The sequence below is a fragment of the Deltaproteobacteria bacterium PRO3 genome (assembly GCA_030263375.1).
Lineage (GTDB): Bacteria > UBA10199 > UBA10199 > DSSB01 > DSSB01 > DSSB01.
This window is the reverse complement of the sequence record SZOV01000070.1, coordinates 1-18,238: the sequence shown is the minus strand read 5'-3', so window position 1 is coordinate 18,238 and position 18,238 is coordinate 1. Positions and strand designations below refer to the sequence as shown.

Annotated in this window: 16 protein-coding genes and 1 tRNA gene; 12 read left to right on the top strand and 5 right to left on the bottom strand. The window is 65.4% G+C overall.

All coding sequences use genetic code 11. The features are described from left to right. Positions 1-12: 12 nt before the first annotated feature. Entirely contained in the window at positions 13-552 is a 540-nt protein-coding gene (locus FBR05_11085) for a hypothetical protein (protein MDL1872734.1), read from the top strand. A gap of 78 nt (positions 553-630) precedes the next feature. Here the strand turns inward: FBR05_11085 and FBR05_11080 are convergent, their stop codons facing one another. From FBR05_11080 to FBR05_11060, 5 genes are all read right to left on the bottom strand, one after another. Beyond that, complete coding sequence (locus FBR05_11080; GenBank protein MDL1872733.1) at positions 631-1,437, bottom strand: hypothetical protein; 807 nt, start codon at positions 1,435-1,437, stop codon at positions 631-633. 312 nt (positions 1,438-1,749) lie between these two features. Further along, positions 1,750-2,664 carry a 1-acyl-sn-glycerol-3-phosphate acyltransferase gene (locus FBR05_11075; protein ID MDL1872732.1) on the bottom strand — a complete coding sequence of 305 codons (915 nt, stop codon included), beginning with the start codon at positions 2,662-2,664 and terminating at the stop codon, positions 1,750-1,752. A 383-nt stretch (positions 2,665-3,047) separates the two neighbouring features. After that, positions 3,048-3,275 carry a hypothetical protein gene (locus tag FBR05_11070; protein MDL1872731.1) on the bottom strand — a complete coding sequence of 76 codons (228 nt, stop codon included), beginning with the start codon at positions 3,273-3,275 and terminating at the stop codon, positions 3,048-3,050. 267 nt (positions 3,276-3,542) lie between these two features. Beyond that, a complete protein-coding gene (locus tag FBR05_11065; protein MDL1872730.1) occupies positions 3,543-4,553 on the bottom strand; it encodes a hypothetical protein in 1,011 nt (336 codons plus the stop codon). A 370-nt stretch (positions 4,554-4,923) separates the two neighbouring features. Then, positions 4,924-5,301 (bottom strand): hypothetical protein, encoded by a 378-nt coding sequence (locus tag FBR05_11060; protein ID MDL1872729.1) that lies wholly within the window; start codon positions 5,299-5,301, stop codon positions 4,924-4,926. Positions 5,302-5,485: 184 nt separating this feature from the next. Here FBR05_11060 and FBR05_11055 point away from each other — a divergent pair, with 184 nt between their 5' ends. The 11 genes from FBR05_11055 (at position 5,486) to nth (ending at position 17,956) form a co-directional block, all read left to right on the top strand. Further along, positions 5,486-9,379, top strand: a complete 3,894-nt coding sequence (locus FBR05_11055; GenBank protein ID MDL1872728.1) for a GAF domain-containing protein — start codon at positions 5,486-5,488, stop codon at positions 9,377-9,379. Between the two features lie 245 nt (positions 9,380-9,624). Continuing rightward, positions 9,625-10,410 (top strand): hypothetical protein, encoded by a 786-nt coding sequence (locus FBR05_11050; GenBank protein MDL1872727.1) that lies wholly within the window; start codon positions 9,625-9,627, stop codon positions 10,408-10,410. 108 nt (positions 10,411-10,518) lie between these two features. Further along, entirely contained in the window at positions 10,519-10,989 is a 471-nt protein-coding gene (locus FBR05_11045) for a hypothetical protein (protein ID MDL1872726.1), read from the top strand. 55 nt (positions 10,990-11,044) lie between these two features. Beyond that, positions 11,045-11,260 carry a hypothetical protein gene (locus tag FBR05_11040; GenBank protein MDL1872725.1) on the top strand — a complete coding sequence of 72 codons (216 nt, stop codon included), beginning with the start codon at positions 11,045-11,047 and terminating at the stop codon, positions 11,258-11,260. A 9-nt stretch (positions 11,261-11,269) separates the two neighbouring features. After that, on the top strand, positions 11,270-12,718 hold the full coding sequence (locus FBR05_11035; GenBank protein MDL1872724.1) for a hypothetical protein: 1,449 nt from the start codon (positions 11,270-11,272) through the stop codon (positions 12,716-12,718). Positions 12,719-12,831: 113 nt separating this feature from the next. Then, positions 12,832-13,164 (top strand): hypothetical protein, encoded by a 333-nt coding sequence (locus FBR05_11030; GenBank protein MDL1872723.1) that lies wholly within the window; start codon positions 12,832-12,834, stop codon positions 13,162-13,164. 9 nt (positions 13,165-13,173) lie between these two features. Continuing rightward, complete coding sequence (locus tag FBR05_11025; protein MDL1872722.1) at positions 13,174-14,571, top strand: hypothetical protein; 1,398 nt, start codon at positions 13,174-13,176, stop codon at positions 14,569-14,571. A gap of 89 nt (positions 14,572-14,660) precedes the next feature. Next, positions 14,661-16,433: a hypothetical protein gene (locus tag FBR05_11020; GenBank protein MDL1872721.1), complete on the top strand. Its 1,773-nt coding sequence runs from the start codon at positions 14,661-14,663 to the stop codon at positions 16,431-16,433. Positions 16,434-16,538: 105 nt separating this feature from the next. Beyond that, positions 16,539-17,057: a hypothetical protein gene (locus tag FBR05_11015; GenBank protein MDL1872720.1), complete on the top strand. Its 519-nt coding sequence runs from the start codon at positions 16,539-16,541 to the stop codon at positions 17,055-17,057. A 71-nt stretch (positions 17,058-17,128) separates the two neighbouring features. Beyond that, positions 17,129-17,205 (top strand) — tRNA-Val (locus FBR05_11010). A gap of 43 nt (positions 17,206-17,248) precedes the next feature. Continuing rightward, positions 17,249-17,956 carry an endonuclease III gene (gene nth / locus FBR05_11005; protein ID MDL1872719.1) on the top strand — a complete coding sequence of 236 codons (708 nt, stop codon included), beginning with the start codon at positions 17,249-17,251 and terminating at the stop codon, positions 17,954-17,956. Positions 17,957-18,238 lie beyond the last annotated feature (282 nt).

Sequence of the window (18,238 nt, the reverse complement as noted above, 5' to 3'; positions counted from 1 at the left end):
GAAAAGGTCCACATGGGCCTCGAGCTCTTCGACGCCGACGGCGTCCGCGTCGGCGGCGAGAATGCCCTCAATCCCGGGGCGGTCGCGAAGATGGAGAACCTTCCGCTCGCCAAGGCGGGCGACTACGTCCTGAAGGTCAAGGGCGGCTACCATCCCGCCGCGCCGGAATCCACCCTGGAGATCATCCCGGGCGGGGGCGCCGCTCCCGCCGCGGACGCGGGGGCCCCGCCGGCTCCCGCCGCGCCCACGACCCCGACGGCCCCCTCGGCGCCGACCGGCGGCGAGACCGTCTACAATCCTTTGTCCAAACCCGTCCCCATGCCGCGGGCCGGCACCGGCTCCCTGACGCCCGATTATCAGGGCATCGCCCAGCTCTGGAAGCAGATGGACTGGAAGCAGAAGGCGAAGGTCGTCGGCTTCTGGACGCTGCTGCCGGCCTTCTTCGGCTGGCTGGTCGGCTGGATCTGGGGCTACTTCAAGGGCCGCGCCAGCGGGAAGCGCTGGGCCGCGCGGCAGGCGGCGAAGCAGAACACCGCGCCTCCGGCGGGCTGATCGCTTCGGATTCGACTCGAACGGCAAAAAAAAGCGGCCCATTGCGGGCCGCCTCAAAAATCTGAAAAAAATTAACCGTTAAAACCCCTGTACCTTCGGCGCCTTCTTCAGCAGGTGGCTGACGCCGAACCAGCCCAGCGCGATGGCCGCCAACACCGACCACCACCAGCTCGCCGCCCAGCTGTTGTGGGAGTTGAGCATCGTCCAGACCAGCGGGACGGACATGTAGGTGTTCTGGCGGGAGCGCAGGCCCGCCAGGGCCACCGCCGCCGGGTCGGGGGCCTGGCCGTCGCGGACCGCGGTGATGATCTTCTTTTGATTGGGCCAGATGCGGAACCATACGTTGTAGGCCATGATCGTGCCGAACAGCGTGCCGACATGGATGTTGTAGCCGCGGAAGCTCCAGCCCGCCCAAGTTCCCATCAGGTAGACGAAACCGGAGATCAACAGGAAGGAGAGCACCACCGCCGCCTTGAGATTCTTGGCCCCGAGCGTCTTCATGATCGCGTCATAGACGAAGACGCCGAAGAAGGTGACGGCGAGCATCACGAAGGTCGGCAGGGTCCAGTTTTGCGTGGCCCCGGCGAAGAGCGCCCCGCCGTGGTAGAAGACCAGCATCAGCAGGATCACGCCTGTCCCCCAGGTCCAGAGCGCGCCCCAGCGGAACCAAAACAGCGAGCGGGGCATCAGCTGCGGCACCACCTTCTTTTTGGTGTCGCCGTCCATGGTGGCGGCGAAGGGTCCGTTGACGAAGTTGAAAAAATACAAGAGGCCGATCCACAGGATCCCCGCGACGACGTGGATCCAGCGGAAGACCGACTGGAGAATTTCGATTGATTGCATGTCCGCGCTCCTTTTTTGCTCAATACGGGATTTTGGGCGCATGTTAGCGGGGAAACTCTAATTTTCAACTAAAAATCATTATTGGGCGGTATCAAATTCGGCACCCGGGACCCGACGGGTCCTGTCCGGTCTGCACCCCCACCGTGCTCGCAGGCTGCGCGCGGTGGGGGGCCCCCGCCCGGCCACCCGTCGGGTCCCGGGTGCCGAATTTGGCGTTCATTAGATTTTTAGCTGAGAAATTTGCGGAAGGGGGTGGCGAAAAAATATCCAGCGGACAAAAGGCAAACCTCATCGCCGCATATGAATAAAAGCGTAAGCCTCGACATAAAGCGGGGGGTTACGAAGGCTTCAAAATTAAACTTCGAGGGTCGCGGTCTCCGCGCTCTTGCTGAGCTTGCGCAGCTGCCGTGCCCGGTGCTTGAGGCGCACGATGTCGCCGCGGAATTCGTGGGTGAGTTTGGCCAGGGCCTTCTCACCCTGCAACTCATCCAAACCCACCGCGCGCGGGCGGCCCCAGTTGAAAATCGCCTTGCTGGGGAAGATCATCGGCGCCTTGGGAAAGACGAAATAAGGATAGTGCAGGTAAGGCTTGATGAACTTCTCGACCAGGAAGGGATGGTTGATGATCCAAAACTTGATCGTGTAGTCGATCCCGTCGTGGCCCACCGGCACGATGTGGACCTTCCGGCCGGGGTGCTCCTGCAGGTATTCGCGCGCGATGTTCAAAAAGCCCTTGTGGAACTTCACCACGTAATCGCGCTTGATGTAGTGTTTGATGAAGTCCATGCCCTCGGGGAAAAGCAGGATGTGGTCCTTCTTGAGGGCCTCCTTGCCGGCGGGCACGCTGATCGGGATGCACTGGCCGCTGCGGAAAAACTCGCGGACCAGCGGCAGGCGGAAGGCCTCTTTGTAGACCAGGGTCCGCACCACGCCCAATTTCCTCAAGTAAAAATAATAGCAGATCAAGGCCGCCTCGAGGGTGTTGGCGTGATTGCTGATCAGGATCACCTTTTCCTTTTTCGCCAGGGCGGCGACCTCGTCCATGTGCCCCGCGTGTTCGACGCGGAAGTAATAATCGTGCAGCAGCTTCAGCCAATGACGGTGCATGGCGAAGTATTTCTCTTCCAGCGGCTGATCGTCGTAGTCGAAAGAGAGGATTTTTTTCAGCTGCTGCGGGATCTCGCCCAGCGAGCCGACGGGCAAGAGCGATTCGAGCGTCTTGCGGGGACTCTTGAGCAGTTCTTCCAAGGTGTGCGCAAGTGGGTTCATGGTTTAAGCTTTCAACGGCGTCGCGGAATTTTGAGTTCGATTTTTTTTAAAGAAATGAAAATCCCAGATGGGCGTATCCTAGTTGCTTCGCGCGAAGATCGCAAGACGGAGGCGCAGATTTTTCGCAGAAACTTATCCACAGGGGACGTGGTTTGCGTGGACTTTTATGACGCAGGGGGCCGATAATTGCCTGCGTCAAAAATTTTCGAAACGAAGAAAACCCCGGTGGGGGAAAATCCTTCTCCCAACGCCGCAAAACCCGGCAAAGGGGGGAGAACGGATAGGCGCCGTCGCCGTTCGGGCCCTGAGCGGGAGAGACAAAAAATAAAAAGGCCGATCTTCCCCTAGAAGATCGGCCTTCACCCAAACTCCTGAAAAAAAACTTAACTCAAAGCCTTGCGGCGGCCGCCGACGTAGCGGCGGGCCAACTTGTCGCCGCGTCGCGCTCGCTCCTGGATGCGGCGCAGCTCCTCGCCCATCGCCGCCTGCAGGTAAGGATTGCCGGGGAAGGAAGGTGCCTCCTCGCCGACGAGGCGGATCCCCTCCAGGACCTCGTGGTGGCTCCCTTCCCAGCTCTGTTCCGTTGCGATGTTTTGCGAGTGACGTGCCATCTTGGGCTTAGACATTAGCAAGACGGCTGCCAAAATTTCCCCATCTTCGAAAAAATATTTCCTTTGTTTTTCAAACTCTTAATATTTTGTACGGAAGGTCCTCGTGGGGAAGAGTCCCCACTCGGCTTCGAGTGATGCGCGCCCCCCGGAGAGGACTATCCCCATTTGCGAGCGCCGCTCACCTCCCATCCCGCGACTTCTTAGAAAAAAACGGCCCCCTCGCGGGAGGGGGCCGTCCGGGTTCCACGTGAGTGGAAGGGGTAGGAACTAATTTCCGTTCAAGGCCTCCGGGGTCGCCGCCTGGTAGTAATCCCCGCCGCGCGCCACCGCCGCACAGAGGCCGGCGACGCAAAAGGGATGGGAGTAGAGACAATCCTGGATGGAATTGCTGCAGAGCCGGGCATTGCCGTTTTGATCCACGTAATCGGCGGCGTTGGTCCCCTCGACCAGGACCTTGTAGTGGTCCGCGAAGTCGCTGAGGTCGTGGCGGACCAGGTATTGTCGCTCACAGCCCGTATCGGGGCTCACGCAGCTGCCGGGTAGGGTTTGGGCAGGGATCTCCTCGACCAGGACCTGGCACCTGCCCTGCGCCGAGCAGGCCAAAAGCTTGAAGCGTACCCAATCGGTCGGAAAGAAGTTTCCCCAATATCCCGTCGCGGGGTTGTAAGCGAAGCGGCTGGGGAAGCGCACCTGGAAGCGGACCTCGACGAAGCGCTCGGCCTGGGGCAGGAGCGGGCTGCCGCGGACGAAGCGCAGGCTCCCGGTCCCCTCCAGGGGCAGGATGCGCGCCAAGGGATCGAAGCTCATCGCCGTCCCGTTCGGGGTCGTGTATTCGAGGGGCGTGTTAGCGTAGACCTTCTGCAAGGGAAGGGTGACGTCGACCGACTGGACGACCGTATAACCTCCCGTCGCCACTAAGCCCCCCGCCGGCTGCAAGGAACCCGGCGAGGCCTCGACGGGCCACTGGACTTGGGGGCCTCCGGGGCGGCTCGGCTGGGCCGGGGGTTGGCTTTGGGGACCGCCCGGAGGAGTCGCCTCGGGCGTCGCTGCCGGCGTCGGCAGTGCCTCGGGGGTCGGTAGCGGCCCCGAGGTCGGTGGCGCCTCCACCGCGGGAACCTCTTCCGTCAAGGCCGGGGAGTTCGGGATGGCCCCCGTCGCCTCCTGCGAGGTCTCTTCCCCGGAATGATAGACCGCCTGCTGTTCCCCCGGGCTACAGGCCCCCAGGACCCAAAGCAGGCCCGAATAAGCTAAGATCTTTGCAAAGACGTTCCGTAACATCGACCCCTCCTGTTTTCGCTTCGGATGAATTTCCGTCGCTCCCCTCTTCATTACAAATCGCAGACCAGGCCGCGATTGCCTTTTAACTAATTGATTTTATTTAAATAAATTAATTGGGCCTGATTGCGTCTTCAAAAAATGACTACTTAGTAATCAAAAAGGCTGCCGGTGCGGAGCCTGCGGGCGCCCATTGGGTTTTCAAAGGGAGATCCCTTGGACAAGGAATCTTGCCCGAAACCCCGCACCGGCGAGACCTTTCAAAAACAGCGCAGTTTTCCCTCGATTGGCGGCAAAAGACGGGGGCATCTCGAGACGCTGAACGAGTCCTCGCCGGCGGTCCTGAGGCCCCTTTTTCAAAATCGACGGCGGTCTAGATAAAGACACAGAGGCAATCCTCCCTCGTGCAAACCAAGCCCTCGCCGCAATCGCCTTGGTCTCTACAAGGGGTGAGATAGCCACCGGTGGTCGGCTGGGCCTCGCTGCAAGAGCCGGTGGTTGGAGTCTCCGTAGGTTCGGGGTCGGACGGGGCGGGCGTCGGCGCGGGAGGGTCTTGGGGCGCGGGGGCCTCGCAAGAGGTGGCGGTCACACACTCCGAACCGCCCTCGTTGTAGCAGCAGACCTGGCCGCTGCCGCACTCGCCCTGCGTGCCGCATTCGTAAAACTTGTCTTCGTTTCCGCAGGCGGCGAGGCTTAGTAGGGCCCAAGCAAGGGCAAGGCAGCGGGCTTTAAATCGTGGGTGAGGGGACATTAGGCACTCCTATTTCAAGGTTGAGGATTTCGAGACAGGGCCTGATGTTTCAACTATTGTGCCAATAATTTACATTTTGTAATTAATTGAAATTAAATTGATTATTTTAAAAATTATTTTTGATTGAAAATTTTTGTATAATTAATAAACATTATTTGTTTATTGGAGGTGAGGTCTTTCCCCGATGACCACTGCCCAACGCATCGCCGACCGCTATGAGATCGTCCGCACCCTCGGCGAGGGCGCCCAGGGGACGGTCTACCTCGCCCGCGACCTCTCCCGAAACGGCCGCCCCGTCGCCCTCAAGACCTATGCGCGCGGGGGCCCCGAGCGCGAACGGGCTTTCCGCCGCGAGTGCGAGGTCCTGCACCAGCTGCGCCACCCCCACATCGCGCGCCTGGAGGATTGGGGGGAGACGGGCGACTGCCTCTACCACGTTACCGAGTATGTCGAGGGCCGCGACCTGGTCCGCGAGGCCCGGACCCGCGATTGGAACGCCGTCTTCCAGCTGATCGTCCAGGCGGCCTGGGCCTTGGGCGAGATCCACGAGCGCGGCATCCTGCACCGCGACCTGAAGCCGGAAAACCTCCTCGTCGGCCGGATCCACGAGCGGGAGGCCGAGGGCGTGCCGGAACGCCTGCGCTTAAAGCTGATCGACTTCGGCCTTGCCTTAGGTCCCGGCGAGGCGAGCGCCGCCCCCGCCGGCAGCCTCCCTTACATGGCCCCCGAGGTCTTGGCCGGCGCCGCCTACGACCACCGCGCCGACCTCTACAGCTTCGGCGTCGTCCTCTATCACCTGGCGCTCGGCAAACTCCCCAGCCTCCCGGGCGGCTCCTTCGCGGACTACCTGGAGGCCTTGAGCGAGGGAAGCCTCGACCTCGAGGTCCTGCGCGGCGGCGAGGTCCCGCGCGGGGTCGTGGAGTGCATCCGCCGCCTCGTCCTCCCCGACCCCGAGCGGCGCCTGGGCAGCGCCGCCGAGGTGATCCGCTGCCTGAACCACTACGAGCGCGAGCAGTTCCCTACCGCGACCCCGCCGCCACAGGTGGTTCTACCGCCGCGCCCCACGGAGGCCCCCACGCTTAAGCCCGCGCCCGGGGCCCCGCCCGAGCAGATCCTCAAGACCCTGCTCGAGCTCTCCCGCGCCGGCAAGAAGCGCGAGGCCCTGGCCTTCGCCGAGCCCCTGCTCCCCCAGCTCTACCAGTGGCGGAACGCCTCCCTGGTCGCGGACTTCCTCGCCACCCTGATCTACCTTTTGGCCGAGTCCGGTCGCATCGCCGAGGCCCAGGGGCTCTTGTCGCGGCTCTACGAGCACCCGGCGCTGAAGGCCCAGCCCAATCTGGAGTATTACCTGACCGGCGCCTACCTGGCCTTCCGCCAGGGCCGGCGCCGGGAGGCCAAGGCCCTGCTGGAAAAGGCCCCCGAGGCCCTGCTGCGCAAGGCCCCGGCCGCCAAGCGCGCCCGCTTCGAGAACTACCTGGGCTTATGCGCCCAGGCCGAGCGCGACTTTGTCCAGGCGGCCCTGCACTTCGAACGCGCCGCCGAGCACGCCCACGAGGCGAAGCGCCGCGACCAGGAGGCGAGCTTCTCCGCCAACGCGGCCGCCCTTTACTTCGAGCAGAACCGCTGGGCCAAGGCCTACCTCCTCTACCAATCCGCCTTGGGCCTGGCCCGCGAGCTGCACAACCGTTCGCTGGAGGCCTCGATCCTGAACAACCTGGGCAACCTCTACCTCTACTTCGGGCGCTGGCACGAGGCGGAGGGGGCCTTGATCCGCTCGCTGGACCTGGCGCGGCAGCAGGGGCTCAAGCCCCTGATCGCCTACAATCTTTACCTCATGACGGTGGCCGAGGAGGGGCGCGGCAATCCGGAAAAGGTCGAGGACTACCTCCGCCAGGCCCTGGAGGAAGCCGAGGCCCTGGGCGAGACGGAGGCGCGGCTGCAAACCCTGCTCGCCCGGGCCCACTTCGAGGCGGGCCGCGGCCGCGCGGCCGAGGCGGAGGCGGCCCTCGACGAATTGCGGCGCGCCGCCGAGGCGGCCGACGAGCCGAAGTACCTGCTGCAGGCGGAGTGGCTGCGGGCGAGGACCGCGATCGGCGAAGGTCGGCACCGCGAGCCTTGGATCGCCGGCACCCTGGAAAGGGTCCGGGAGGACGCCGCCGGGCGCGCGGCGACCAACGTCCTCTGGCAGGTCCACGTCGACTTCGGCGACTTGGAGCGCCTGCAGGGGCGCTGGGGCGAGGCGGCGGCCTCCTACCACCGCGCCCAGGAGATCTTGAACGAGCTGCTCCAGGAGGTCCCCGAGGCCTACCGGGAGAGCTTCTTTCGCGACCGCAAGAAGGAGCGCCTGCGCCGGGGCCTGGAGGCCCTCGAGGCCGCGCGCCGCAAGACCGGCGAGGAGACCACCGCCAAGGACATCCCCCTGCCGCCGCCCGAAGAGCCCGGCTTCCCCGGCGTGAGCTTCGCGCGTTGGGTCGACGTCAACCGCCGCATCCTCCAACAGCACCACAGCCAGGCCCTGCTGGAGGAAATCCTCGCCTCCGCGATCGCGCTGACCGACGCGGAGCGCGGCTTCGTCATCCTCTCCGAGCAGGACGCCCTCGAGATCCGCGCCGCCCGCAACCTGGACCCGAAGAGCCTGGAGAGCGAGGCGATGCAGTTCAGCCGCACCGTGGCCCGCGAGGTCCTGCGTCAAGGCGTCTCCCAGGTGATCCTTGACGCGCAGCATGACGCGCGCTTCTCGCTGTCCGCCTCGGTGAAGGAACTGCAGCTGCGCTCCCTGATTTGCGTGCCGCTGAAGGCCGGGGCCAAGGCCCGCGGCCTCATCTACCTGGACAATCGCCTGCGCCAGGGCGTCTTCACGCCCGAGCACCTCCCGCTCCTCGAGGCCCTGGCCGACCAGGCCTCGCTGGCCCTCGAGCACGCCCGGCTCCACGAGGAAAACGAGCGCGCCATCCGCGAATTGACGCAGTCGAAGGCCTTGATCGAAAAGCTCAACGCGGCCCTGGAGCGCGACCTTCAGACCACCAGCGCCAACTTGGAGGCCGTGGAGGAGGGCCTGCGCCGGCAGAACCAAGAGCTCTCCCTCAAATACAAATACGACAAGATCTTAGGCGAGAGCCCCAAGCTCAAGGAGGTCCTGAAGAGCCTCGACAAGGTCGTCGACAGCAACATCAACGTCTTCGTCTACGGCGAATCCGGCACCGGGAAGGAGCTGATCGCCCAGGCCGTGCACTTCAACGGCCCGCGCAAGGACAAGCCCTTCGTCACCGAGAACTGCGCGGCCCTCCCCGAAACCCTGCTGGAGAGCGAGCTCTTCGGCCACGTCCGCGGGGCCTTCACCGGCGCCGAGCGCAACAAGGTCGGCCTCTTCGAGGCGGCGCACGGCGGCACCGTCTTCTTGGACGAGGTGGGCGAGATGTCCCCCGCCCTGCAGGCCAAGCTGCTGCGCGTCCTGCAGGAGGGGACGGTGCGGCGCCTGGGCGAAAACCAATACCGCCGCGTCGATGTCCGCGTCGTCTCCGCCTCCAACAAGGACCTCTGGCAGCTGGTCCAGGAGAAGAAGTTCCGCCAAGACCTCTTCTTCCGCCTCAACGTGATGAAGCTGAAATTGCCCCCGCTGCGCGAGCGCCGCGAGGACATCCCCCTGCTCCTCGAGCATTTCTTGACGCAACTGGCGGAGGAATCCGGACAGCGCCCCCTGAAGGTCCACCCCGAGGCGATGAAGGTCTTGATGAACTACGACTGGCCCGGCAACATCCGCGAGCTGCAGAACGAGGCGCGGCGCCTGGTGGCCCTGGCCTCCGGGCGCGAGATCCTGGCCGAGCACCTCTCGCCGCACTTGAGCGCCGCCGGCGGCGGCGGGCTGCAGGACCTCTACGCCCGCGGCCTGGACCCGCAGATCGAGGACCTGGAGAAGAAGGCCATCCTCCACACCCTCGGCATGGTCCGCGGCAACAAGGTGAAGGCGGCCAAAATGTTAAAGATCTCCCGCCGCACCCTCTACCTCAAGATGCAGGCCTTCGGGATCGCGCCCCGCTTCGGGAAAAAATCCCCCGCTGCTGCCCCGCAAAATGGCTAATCGTAAGTCATTCTGAAAACGGGCCTCCGGACCCCGTCTTTCATTCTCCAAGGATTTCCGCCTTCTAAACATCGCCGCCCCACTTGGCATCCCGCTTGTAATGTCTTGGCCTCGACACACCTCGGTTGGATTGGGGGCACCCTCTCCTCCCCGACGGGAGGAGAGGGACCGAGGTGTGGCTGGCGCGGCCGCGACGATTCTTTGCGTCGTCCGGAAATGCGTCCAGCGTCCAACGGGAGGCCACGATGAGAACCCTTCACGCCTTTTTAGTTTCCACGTTCGCCCTGAGCCTGATCGCCTGCGGCGGGGCGGGGGCGCCCGGGCCCGGTGGTGGTCAGGGCGGCGGCGCCGGCGGGGACTGCGACGGCTTCGGCGGCACGGTCGCCGACAACGCCGGCGTCACCTACGGCTGCGTCGATCCGGCGGGGGCGCTCTACGAGATGAAATTCGACGGCCAGGGCGGCTTCGTCTGGACCTTCATCACCACCGGCGACCCGCCCGTGACGAACGGACAGTACTCGGTGGTCGGCGACCAGGTGCGCCTCGTCATCCCCGGCTTCGACGTCGGCGGCGCGGACTTCGACGAGACCTCCACCGCGACCACGGTGAAGCTCGGGATGCTGGCCGCCTTTCAGACGCCGCGCCTCTCCTGCGGGGCCTTCCGCCACGACTTCGACCTGGGGGCCATGGACGCCGCGGACTACCGCTGCCAGCCCTACTCGGCCGGGCCCGGCGTGACGCACTTCCCGGTCTTTCGGCTGGGCGGCCTGGACGCGACGCAAAACAGCCCGCTCTTCAACCGGCCCCAACCGGGCGCCGCCTTCTGGAGCACGCAGAAGGACGTCGCGGGCAGCATCAGCAACGAAGATTATTATGGGATCTACCGACAGCTTGGGAATAAGATCTGCATGTACTTCCCGGGCGCGCCGGCGGATCGACGCGAGGTGGAGGCCGAATTCGGCGCCAACCTCGAGACGCTAAGCGTCGATCGCAGCGAGCTGAGCGCCTCCGGACCCTGCGGACGGATTTGAGGACCTGAGGAGTGAGGAGCCTGCCCGCGAATCAAACCCGCGAAATGGCGACCCGACCTCCCGCCTCCGCCGGGAAACCGCAACGCTAGATCCCGATAAGGAGCCCCCATGAAACGAAATATCCTGATCCTCTTCAGCCTCGCCCTGCTGCCAGCCTGCCTCGGAGGCGGCGGTGGCAACGGGGGCGGCGGCAACAACTGCGCCCCAGCGGCCTTCTTCGTGGCCGGCACCTGGAACTCGAGCTTCCTCTGCCAGGACGACAACCCGAGCTTCGGCTGCTTCAACGGGGGCGACGTCCTGACGGTCACCCAGGACGGCGACGAGGCCGCGCCGGGCAACAACGTGAGCTTCACGGACAACAACGGCGGGAGCTTCACCGGCCTGCTCTGCGGCACCACCTTCCTCTGGAACGGGACCGCCCCCGGCATCACCGAGGGAGGCACCTGGGAATTCAGCGACGCGGAGCATTTCAGCAAGGACACCAGCTACAACCGCAACGACGGCACGGGCGGCGGCACCTGCACGGGAGACGGCGTCCAAGAACCGCTGCCGGGCCCGCCCCTGCCGGCCTGTCCTTAAGGCGGTCGCGGAAATTTTTTTTGGGGAATCATCCCCAAGCGATACGGGAGGCACTATGAAACCCTTCATCCTCTTCGGCGTCTTCGGCGCCCTGACCCTCTTCGCCCTGGGCTGCGGCAGCGAGAAATCTTGCGTCACCAGCTCGGACTGCGGCGGCGGAATCAATTTCTGCGACAACGGCACCTGCCGGACCAGTCCGGGCGAGATCGTCTTCGAGGGCGAGGACCCGGCCGACGCCGAGGCGGAGGCCGAAGGCGAAGCGGAAGAGTAGGAGGGGCCGATGACGCCGCCGCTCAGCCGCCTCGAGGATTTCGCCGCCCTGCGGGAGGACTTCAGCCCGGAGGCCTGGGAGGGGCTGCGGCGCAGCCTCGCCGCCCGCGGCGCGGCAACGGCGCCGAAGTCCCGACAGCCGGGGCGGGGCGCAGTCAAGGCCCCGCCGGCGCCGGATCCCGCCTACTTCCTCGCGACCTATTTCGCCTACCAATCCGTGGACGCCCAGGACCGCCTGCTCGGCCTGCTGCGAAAAGCCCGTGCCCCCGCCTTGATGGTATGGGAGATGGAGCGCAGCGCGAAGGCCCGCGGGCGCGGCGCCTTCGGCCGGGCCCTGCACCGGCTCTTCCTCGATCGGCACCGCGCGCAGGACTACCTCGAACTCCCCGTCGCCGACGACTCGGGGGACGGCATCTTTTTTCCGAAGGAGGGCCCCACCGCCCGGACCTGGGCGCAGGTCGGTTGGAGCTACGCCCCGGAGCGACCGGACTTAAGCCTGGCGCGGGCCCTCGCCCTCTTCGTCTCGGTGGAGTGGCAAGGCCCCTTCGATGCCCCGGGCCTTGGGCAGGTCCTGAGCGAGGCCGAGCAATTCCGCGAGCGGGGCCTGCCCCTGCCGCCGCGCCTGGTGCTCCACGGCGACGCCATTCCAGTAGGGTCGAGACCGGAGGCGGAAGAGATCTACACCGCCGGGACCTACGACAAGGCCATGGACACGCTCTCCCTGGTCAGCCGCAATCCCCAACTAACCGTGACCTGGGCCCACGAGGCGGGACACTTCCTGATGGACCTCTTGGACGACCGCCACGGGCCAAACGACGATTACCTGGCCCCGCTTAGGGCCGGCGGCGAGCTGCTCTTCGATCCCGCCCGCTGCGGCCTCTGGGAACACGTCTCCACCTACCCCGCCGCCTATTGTCGGCTGGGGTCCTCGCCCCTGGCCCGAGACTTGAAGATGGGCGAGGACCTGGCGGAGACCTTTGCTTATGCCTACACGCGTCCGCCGGACCCCGCTTCCCCGCCAGGTCCGGCCCACGACCTCGATCGCTGGCAGGAGCTCTCCCCCGCCTCCATCCTTGAGGGCCTCGAAGGGGTCTTGAACCATTTGCTGCGGGACCCGGAAAGACTCCCCCTCCGGAATCCGTCGACCGGCCTGGACCCCATCTCCACCCAGCGGCTTTGGGAGACCTTCAGCCGCCAGTTGGTCCTTATGCTCGGCGCCGAGACGCCGGCCCCGCCCCGGCTGTCGGCGGAGGTCCGGACTTGGGACTTGGACTACATGCGGGCCATGCAGGCCTGGCTTCGGGAGGTCCAGACCAAGCACCTGCCGAAGGTCGAGCGGCGGCGCTTGGAAAAGGTCCAATGGATGGACCGCCTGATCGCTGCCTGGGTCGAGACGGATCTCGCCCCCTGGGAGCTGGGGTTAAGACTCGGCCTTTCGGGATCAATAATGGATAAATAATATCCATTTATTTGAATTATCCCGATTTAATATGAAAAATATAATAATTTCATAATATTAAATGTATGCTTTTTTGGCATTCAATTTGGAATAGGATCCTCCCAGGAGGATCTATGATGAAAAAATTAGCGACCTTGCTTTTCTTGGGAATCACCCTGACCCTTGGCGTCTTGGCGCGCCCCGCCCTGGCGGGGACGGGGGTCATTGTCAACGGACGGGCCTTAAGCGTGCCCCAGCTCATCGCGGTCAGCCGGGCCCTGGGTTATGTCCCGGCGCCGGGCTACTACTGGTACGACCCCCGCAGCGGAAACTATGGCCGGGTCGGCGGCTCGGGCGGCGGGGACCGCTTCTGGTCGACGTCCTATAGCGCGGGCAACTCCACCTCGGATAATTCTCAGGGCTATGTCAGCGTCCCGGGTTACGGGCCCGTCAGCTACGGGATGTAGGGGGCGGCGATGGAGTTCGGGATCGAGGCCTTTCACCGACGACAAACCGCACTGCGCCTGGTTCAGGATGACGGGGACGGCCTCCCCGGTCCCCAAGACCACTTTATCGAGATCTGGAGCGGGAAGGAGGCCGAGGCCCCGGCGGTGGAGGCGAGCCTGGCGGCCTTCTACCGAGGCGCCTTCGAAGGACTACTGCGCCGGGACGGCCGAGGGGCCTGGGGCGGTTACGCCCTGGGGACTCGAGTACTCCATGCCGCCCCGGAAGTCCGAAGGCGCCTGCTGGCCCATCTGGGGTCCCGAGACTTGGGGGCGGGTGGCTGGCTGGCCCTCGAGCGCACGGCGAAGGCGCGGGGGGACCTGGAGTTCGGCCGGACCCTGAACCGGCTCTTTCGAGAGGGGGGGCCGGCTCGGGGCTGCCGGCGCCTCCCCTTCCCCGATGTCTGGGGCGATCCCCTCTTCCTCGAGGCGAAGAGCCCCTCCCTAAAAACTTGGTACAGAATGGAGGGGGCTGCTTTGACGGAGGGGGAGCGCGGGGAGCTGGCTCGGGCCTTGGGCTACTTTGTCTCGGTCGACTTGGAGGCCGGGGTCGACCCGAAGGCCCTCCTCCAACTCGGCGCCTGGGCCCGGGACTACCACCGCCAAGGCCTCCCCCTCCCACCCCAAATTAGGATTTTTCAACCCATCGCCTCAGGCCCCGATCGGACCCCGGGAGGGAGCTACCGGGTCGAGACCGACACCCTCTCGCTCCCGGCCGATGCCGGGCCCGATGCCTGGGCCCACGAGTGGAGCCATTTCCTGCTGGATGCATTAAATGACCAAAATGGGCTTAATTCTACCTTTTATGAACCAAATTCTTTCGCAGAGTTAAATATATTCGATCTCAACAGATGCTCAACTTGGGAATCATTATCGATCTACGCCGGCACCTGCGACCGCGAGCGCCGCGGCACGGCCATGGCCGGATCGAAAAGGGCCGCCGAGGACCCCGCCGAAACCCTGGCCGCCGTCCTCGAGGCAGGGCGCGGCGCCGCCCTGCCGAGCACCCTCCACCTCAATTTGACCGAGGTCTATTTTCTGCAAAAACTCCAGGTCGCGGTCTACTGGAGCGAGACCGAGGAAGTCGAGATCGGGCCCGCCGAGCTCCGCGACCTTCGGAAGACGGCCCAAGACTTCCACCGTCATCTGGGCCGGGACGTCCCCGCCCCGCCGGGTCCCGATCCCAAGATTTCCAGCCGCGAGTCCCTTCTCGACCTGGCCGCCTGGGTGCGCCGCCTTGAGACAGAAATCCTTCCTCAGGCTAAGCGGCGGCGGCAGGAAAAGTTGGCCTGGGCCCGTGGCCTCCTGGAGGCCCTCCGTCCCGTCGATCCCGATCGGGGGTCGCCGGACCCCAGCCGGCTCTATCGATGATCCCCGTTGACTTCCCACCCCATCGGTTTCAGAATCGCTTTGGGTTTTCTTTGGGAGCCTCCTTTGGACGAGAAAGAAGGGGGGCTCGCATGCCTAATACCAGGAGGCCGATTCCGGCGCACCTGTCCTATCTTTTCCTGACAACCATCTTCCTCCTCTCCTGTGGACGCGGGGGTGGAGGCTCCACCGGGCCGGGGAGCATCCCGCCCCAACTCATCCTGCCGCCGACCGCCTGCACCTGCGACGCGGATTGCTCCGGCCAGGAGGACGCCTACTGTCACCCGCATTATGGAGTCTGCGCCCGCAACGACTGCGACACGGACGCGGAGTGTCCCGCCGGGCCCCAGGGCCCGCGGGTCTGCGTGAACCACGCCTGCGTGGTCCCGCAGTGTCTGGTCGACGCCGACTGCCCGACGGTCCGCTTCGGCGGCCTCCAAATCAATCAGGTCTGCAACCAGTACCGGGCCTGCCGCATCCCCTGGTTCGCGGACAACTGCCCCCTGCCCGGCCAGACCCTCCGGGACGGCCAGTGCGTGATCGACCGCAGCGGTTGCGGCCCCGCCGGGGTCTGCGGCAACGGACAGCGCGAGGTCGGCGAGCAATGCGACGACGGCAACGCCCTCACCGAGGCCTGCGCCTACGGCGAGACCGAGTGCCAGGTCTGCGCGGCGGATTGCAGCCTCGAGGCCGGTGCCGTCTCTTACTGCGGCGACGGCCGGGTGGACGCCGAGAACCTTGAAGAGTGCGACGGCGACGGGGCGGCTTGCCCCTCCGGGCTCTGCGGCATCGGCTGCCGCTGCGCCATCGGTACCGACTTGGACAACGACGCGGACGGCGTCCCCAACCTTCGGGACAACTGCGTCGATCAGCCCAATCCCGAGCAGGAGGACACGGACGGCGACGGCCAGGGCGACGCCTGCGACAGCGACGACGACAACGACGGCCTCTCCGACGCCGACGAGGGGATCCCCGACGCAACCTATGGCTGCGCCAGCGACCCGCTTTCCCCCGACAGCGACGGCGAGGGCCTAAGCGACGGCCAGGAGCGCGGCCGCGGCCTCAATCCCTGCAACTCGGATACGGACGGGGACCAGGTGAGCGACCTGGACGACGCCTTCCCCTTGAACCCAAGCGAGAGCGGGGACAGCGACAGCGACGGGGTCGGCAACGGCGCGGACAACTGCCCGGCCCTCGCCAACCCCGGCCAGGAGGACGCGGACCAAGACGGGCGCGGCGACCTCTGCGACAACTGCCTCGAAATGGGCAACGCCGACCAGGCCGACGGGGACGGAGACGCCCGGGGCGACCTCTGCGACAACTGTCCGGGCATGGCCAACCCCGACCAGGCCGATGGCGACGCGGACGGCGCCGGCGACGCCTGCGACCTCTGCCCGGAGGGCGACGACTTGGCGGACCAGGACGGGGACGGCAGCCCCGACGCCTGCGACCCCTGTCCCGGGGATGCCGCCAACGACGCCGATCAGGACGGGCTCTGCGCAGGGCAAGACAACTGCCCAACCCTGGCCAATGCAGACCAAGCCGACTTGGACGGCGATACCCGAGGCGACCTCTGCGACAATTGCCCCGAGGACCCGAATCCGGGCCAGCAGGACAGCGACGGCGACGGGGTCGGCGACGCCTGCGAGCCGGTCCTCTGCGGCCCGCTCCAGTGCGTCTTCGGGCCCCCCTGCCAGGGCGACGCCGACTGCGGGCCCTGCGAGGCCTGCTCGGACGGCATCGGCTTCCCGCAGAACCGCTGCATCTACCGGCAGGCCTGCGCGAGCCAGGCCGACTGCTCGGCCCTGCTCAACCGCTGCGACACCGCCGCGAGCTGCGACCTGACGGCCGGGGTCTGCCGATAATCGGCCTTTGGTAAATAGGACCCGGGGGCCCAGGCCCCCGGGTTTTTTCTCCACCGCAACAACCGCTGGATTTTGGGGACCGATAAGACCAAGATGGAGGGAAAGATGAGGGAGCTGGCGCTACAACTCTTCGCGGCAATCCTATTCACGGCCTTGCTGGCCTGCAGCGGCGGGACGGGCGGCCTGGAGGGCGCCGTCGAGGCCCCGGGCTCCTCCCTCTCCAACCAGGCCGGGCCGGTGGAGCGGCCGCCGGTGACGGTCGACAGCGGGCCACAAGGCGGCTGCCCGCAGGCCTGCAGAGACCCCGCGGCCTTCCCCAGCTCCGACGATATCCCCGAGCTATGCCGGGAGCTCTGGGAAGACCCCCGCGACCTCTGCGGGATCCACCTCCCGCGCTATGAGCCGGCCCAAAATCCCCAGTACACGCCCCCTAACCTGCCCCAAGTCGTGAGGCCCGAGGTCGACTGCAGCGAGTACCTCGTCCCCGACGGCGGCTACCGCCCCGAGGCCGTGCCCTCCCTCTGCCGCGACGCCTACGAGCGCTGGTGGTTCCGCACCCAGCTGCGCGAGGTGCCGGGGCTCCGGCAACCCGAGCTGGAGCTCCCGATCCGTTCCCTTCCCTAGCCCTTCTCTCACCGCAAAATTTCCGATTGCCAGGCCAAGGTGGGGACGTTAGGAAGGGGCCCGTATTGCCCAGGCGTATAGCTCAGTTGGTTAGAGCGCCTCGTTCACATCGAGGAGGTCTGCGGTTCAAGTCCGCATACGCCTACCCCTAGGGGCCGTTTTCGAACGGCCCCTCTTTTTTCGGGAGGCCCATGCCCGTCCCCAAGGCGACAAAGATCCTCGAAAAGCTGCGCAAGCTCTACCCGGAGGCGCGCTGCGGCCTGGACTACGGCTCGCCCTTCGAGCTGCTGATCGCCACCATCCTCTCGGCCCAGTGCACCGACAAGCGCGTCAACCTGGTGACCCCGGCGCTCTTTCAACGGGCGAATCGCCCGGAGAAAATTCTCAAATTGGGCGAGAAGGGCCTCGTTTCCTTCATTAAGACTTGCGGGCTTTATCAGGCCAAGGCCAAAAACATCCTCGCCACCTGCGAGAAATTGGTCCGCGAGTTTGAGGGAAAAGTCCCCGCCTCGCTCGAGGCCCTGACCCAGCTGCCGGGGGTCGGCCGCAAGACCGCCAATGTGGTCCTCTCCAACGCCTTCGACACCCCCGCCATCGCGGTGGACACCCACGTCTTCCGGGTCTCGCGGCGCCTGGGTCTGGCCCGCGGCAAGAACCCCCATCAGGTCGAGCTGGAGCTGCAAAAGGTGATCCCGCAAAAAGACTGGAGCGAGGCCCACCATCTCTTGATCGCCCACGGCCGAGGGCTTTGCTCGGCGCGAAGTCCGCAATGCGAGGCCTGTCCCCTGAACAGCGAATGCCATTACTTTCTAAGCGAGCGGCAAGGCGGGGCTTCCCCGTCAGGCAGGGCAGGGAAAACACCTCCAGGGGAACGGTTGTCGAAAGGTCGACGACCGTAGAACGGCTTCGGAGGATGGGGTCGGACCAGGCAAGCGGCTACCGGATGCTCAGAATCCGAAGGCCAGCTTCGCCACCCCCGCCGGCCCCAAGGCGAGGAAGATGTCCTTGAAGCGATTGGCCAAGGCGACGCCGCGGATCTCGCCGTCCACCTCGAGCTCGGCGATCTTCGCCGGATCGGCCGGGTTGCTGAGATTGAAGACGCCCAAGACCCTCGGCTGGATCGGGACGAAGAGGTAGAGGTCGTCCTCGGTCAAGGCCGGACGCGGGGCGCGCACGCCCTC

Coding starts and splice junctions, on each gene's coding strand:
- FBR05_11065 (MDL1872730.1), bottom strand. CDS start 4,553: ATGTTACGGAACGTCTTTGCAAAGATCTTAGCTTATTCGGGCCTGCTT.
- nth (MDL1872719.1), top strand. CDS start 17,249: ATGCCCGTCCCCAAGGCGACAAAGATCCTCGAAAAGCTGCGCAAGCTC.
- FBR05_11055 (MDL1872728.1), top strand. CDS start 5,486: ATGACCACTGCCCAACGCATCGCCGACCGCTATGAGATCGTCCGCACC.
- FBR05_11015 (MDL1872720.1), top strand. CDS start 16,539: ATGAGGGAGCTGGCGCTACAACTCTTCGCGGCAATCCTATTCACGGCC.
- FBR05_11075 (MDL1872732.1), bottom strand. CDS start 2,664: ATGAACCCACTTGCGCACACCTTGGAAGAACTGCTCAAGAGTCCCCGC.
- FBR05_11060 (MDL1872729.1), bottom strand. CDS start 5,301: ATGTCCCCTCACCCACGATTTAAAGCCCGCTGCCTTGCCCTTGCTTGG.
- FBR05_11025 (MDL1872722.1), top strand. CDS start 13,174: ATGGAGTTCGGGATCGAGGCCTTTCACCGACGACAAACCGCACTGCGC.
- FBR05_11085 (MDL1872734.1), top strand. CDS start 13: ATGGGCCTCGAGCTCTTCGACGCCGACGGCGTCCGCGTCGGCGGCGAG.
- FBR05_11030 (MDL1872723.1), top strand. CDS start 12,832: ATGATGAAAAAATTAGCGACCTTGCTTTTCTTGGGAATCACCCTGACC.
- FBR05_11080 (MDL1872733.1), bottom strand. CDS start 1,437: ATGCGCCCAAAATCCCGTATTGAGCAAAAAAGGAGCGCGGACATGCAA.
- FBR05_11050 (MDL1872727.1), top strand. CDS start 9,625: ATGAGAACCCTTCACGCCTTTTTAGTTTCCACGTTCGCCCTGAGCCTG.
- FBR05_11035 (MDL1872724.1), top strand. CDS start 11,270: ATGACGCCGCCGCTCAGCCGCCTCGAGGATTTCGCCGCCCTGCGGGAG.
- FBR05_11040 (MDL1872725.1), top strand. CDS start 11,045: ATGAAACCCTTCATCCTCTTCGGCGTCTTCGGCGCCCTGACCCTCTTC.
- FBR05_11045 (MDL1872726.1), top strand. CDS start 10,519: ATGAAACGAAATATCCTGATCCTCTTCAGCCTCGCCCTGCTGCCAGCC.
- FBR05_11070 (MDL1872731.1), bottom strand. CDS start 3,275: ATGGCACGTCACTCGCAAAACATCGCAACGGAACAGAGCTGGGAAGGG.
- FBR05_11020 (MDL1872721.1), top strand. CDS start 14,661: ATGCCTAATACCAGGAGGCCGATTCCGGCGCACCTGTCCTATCTTTTC.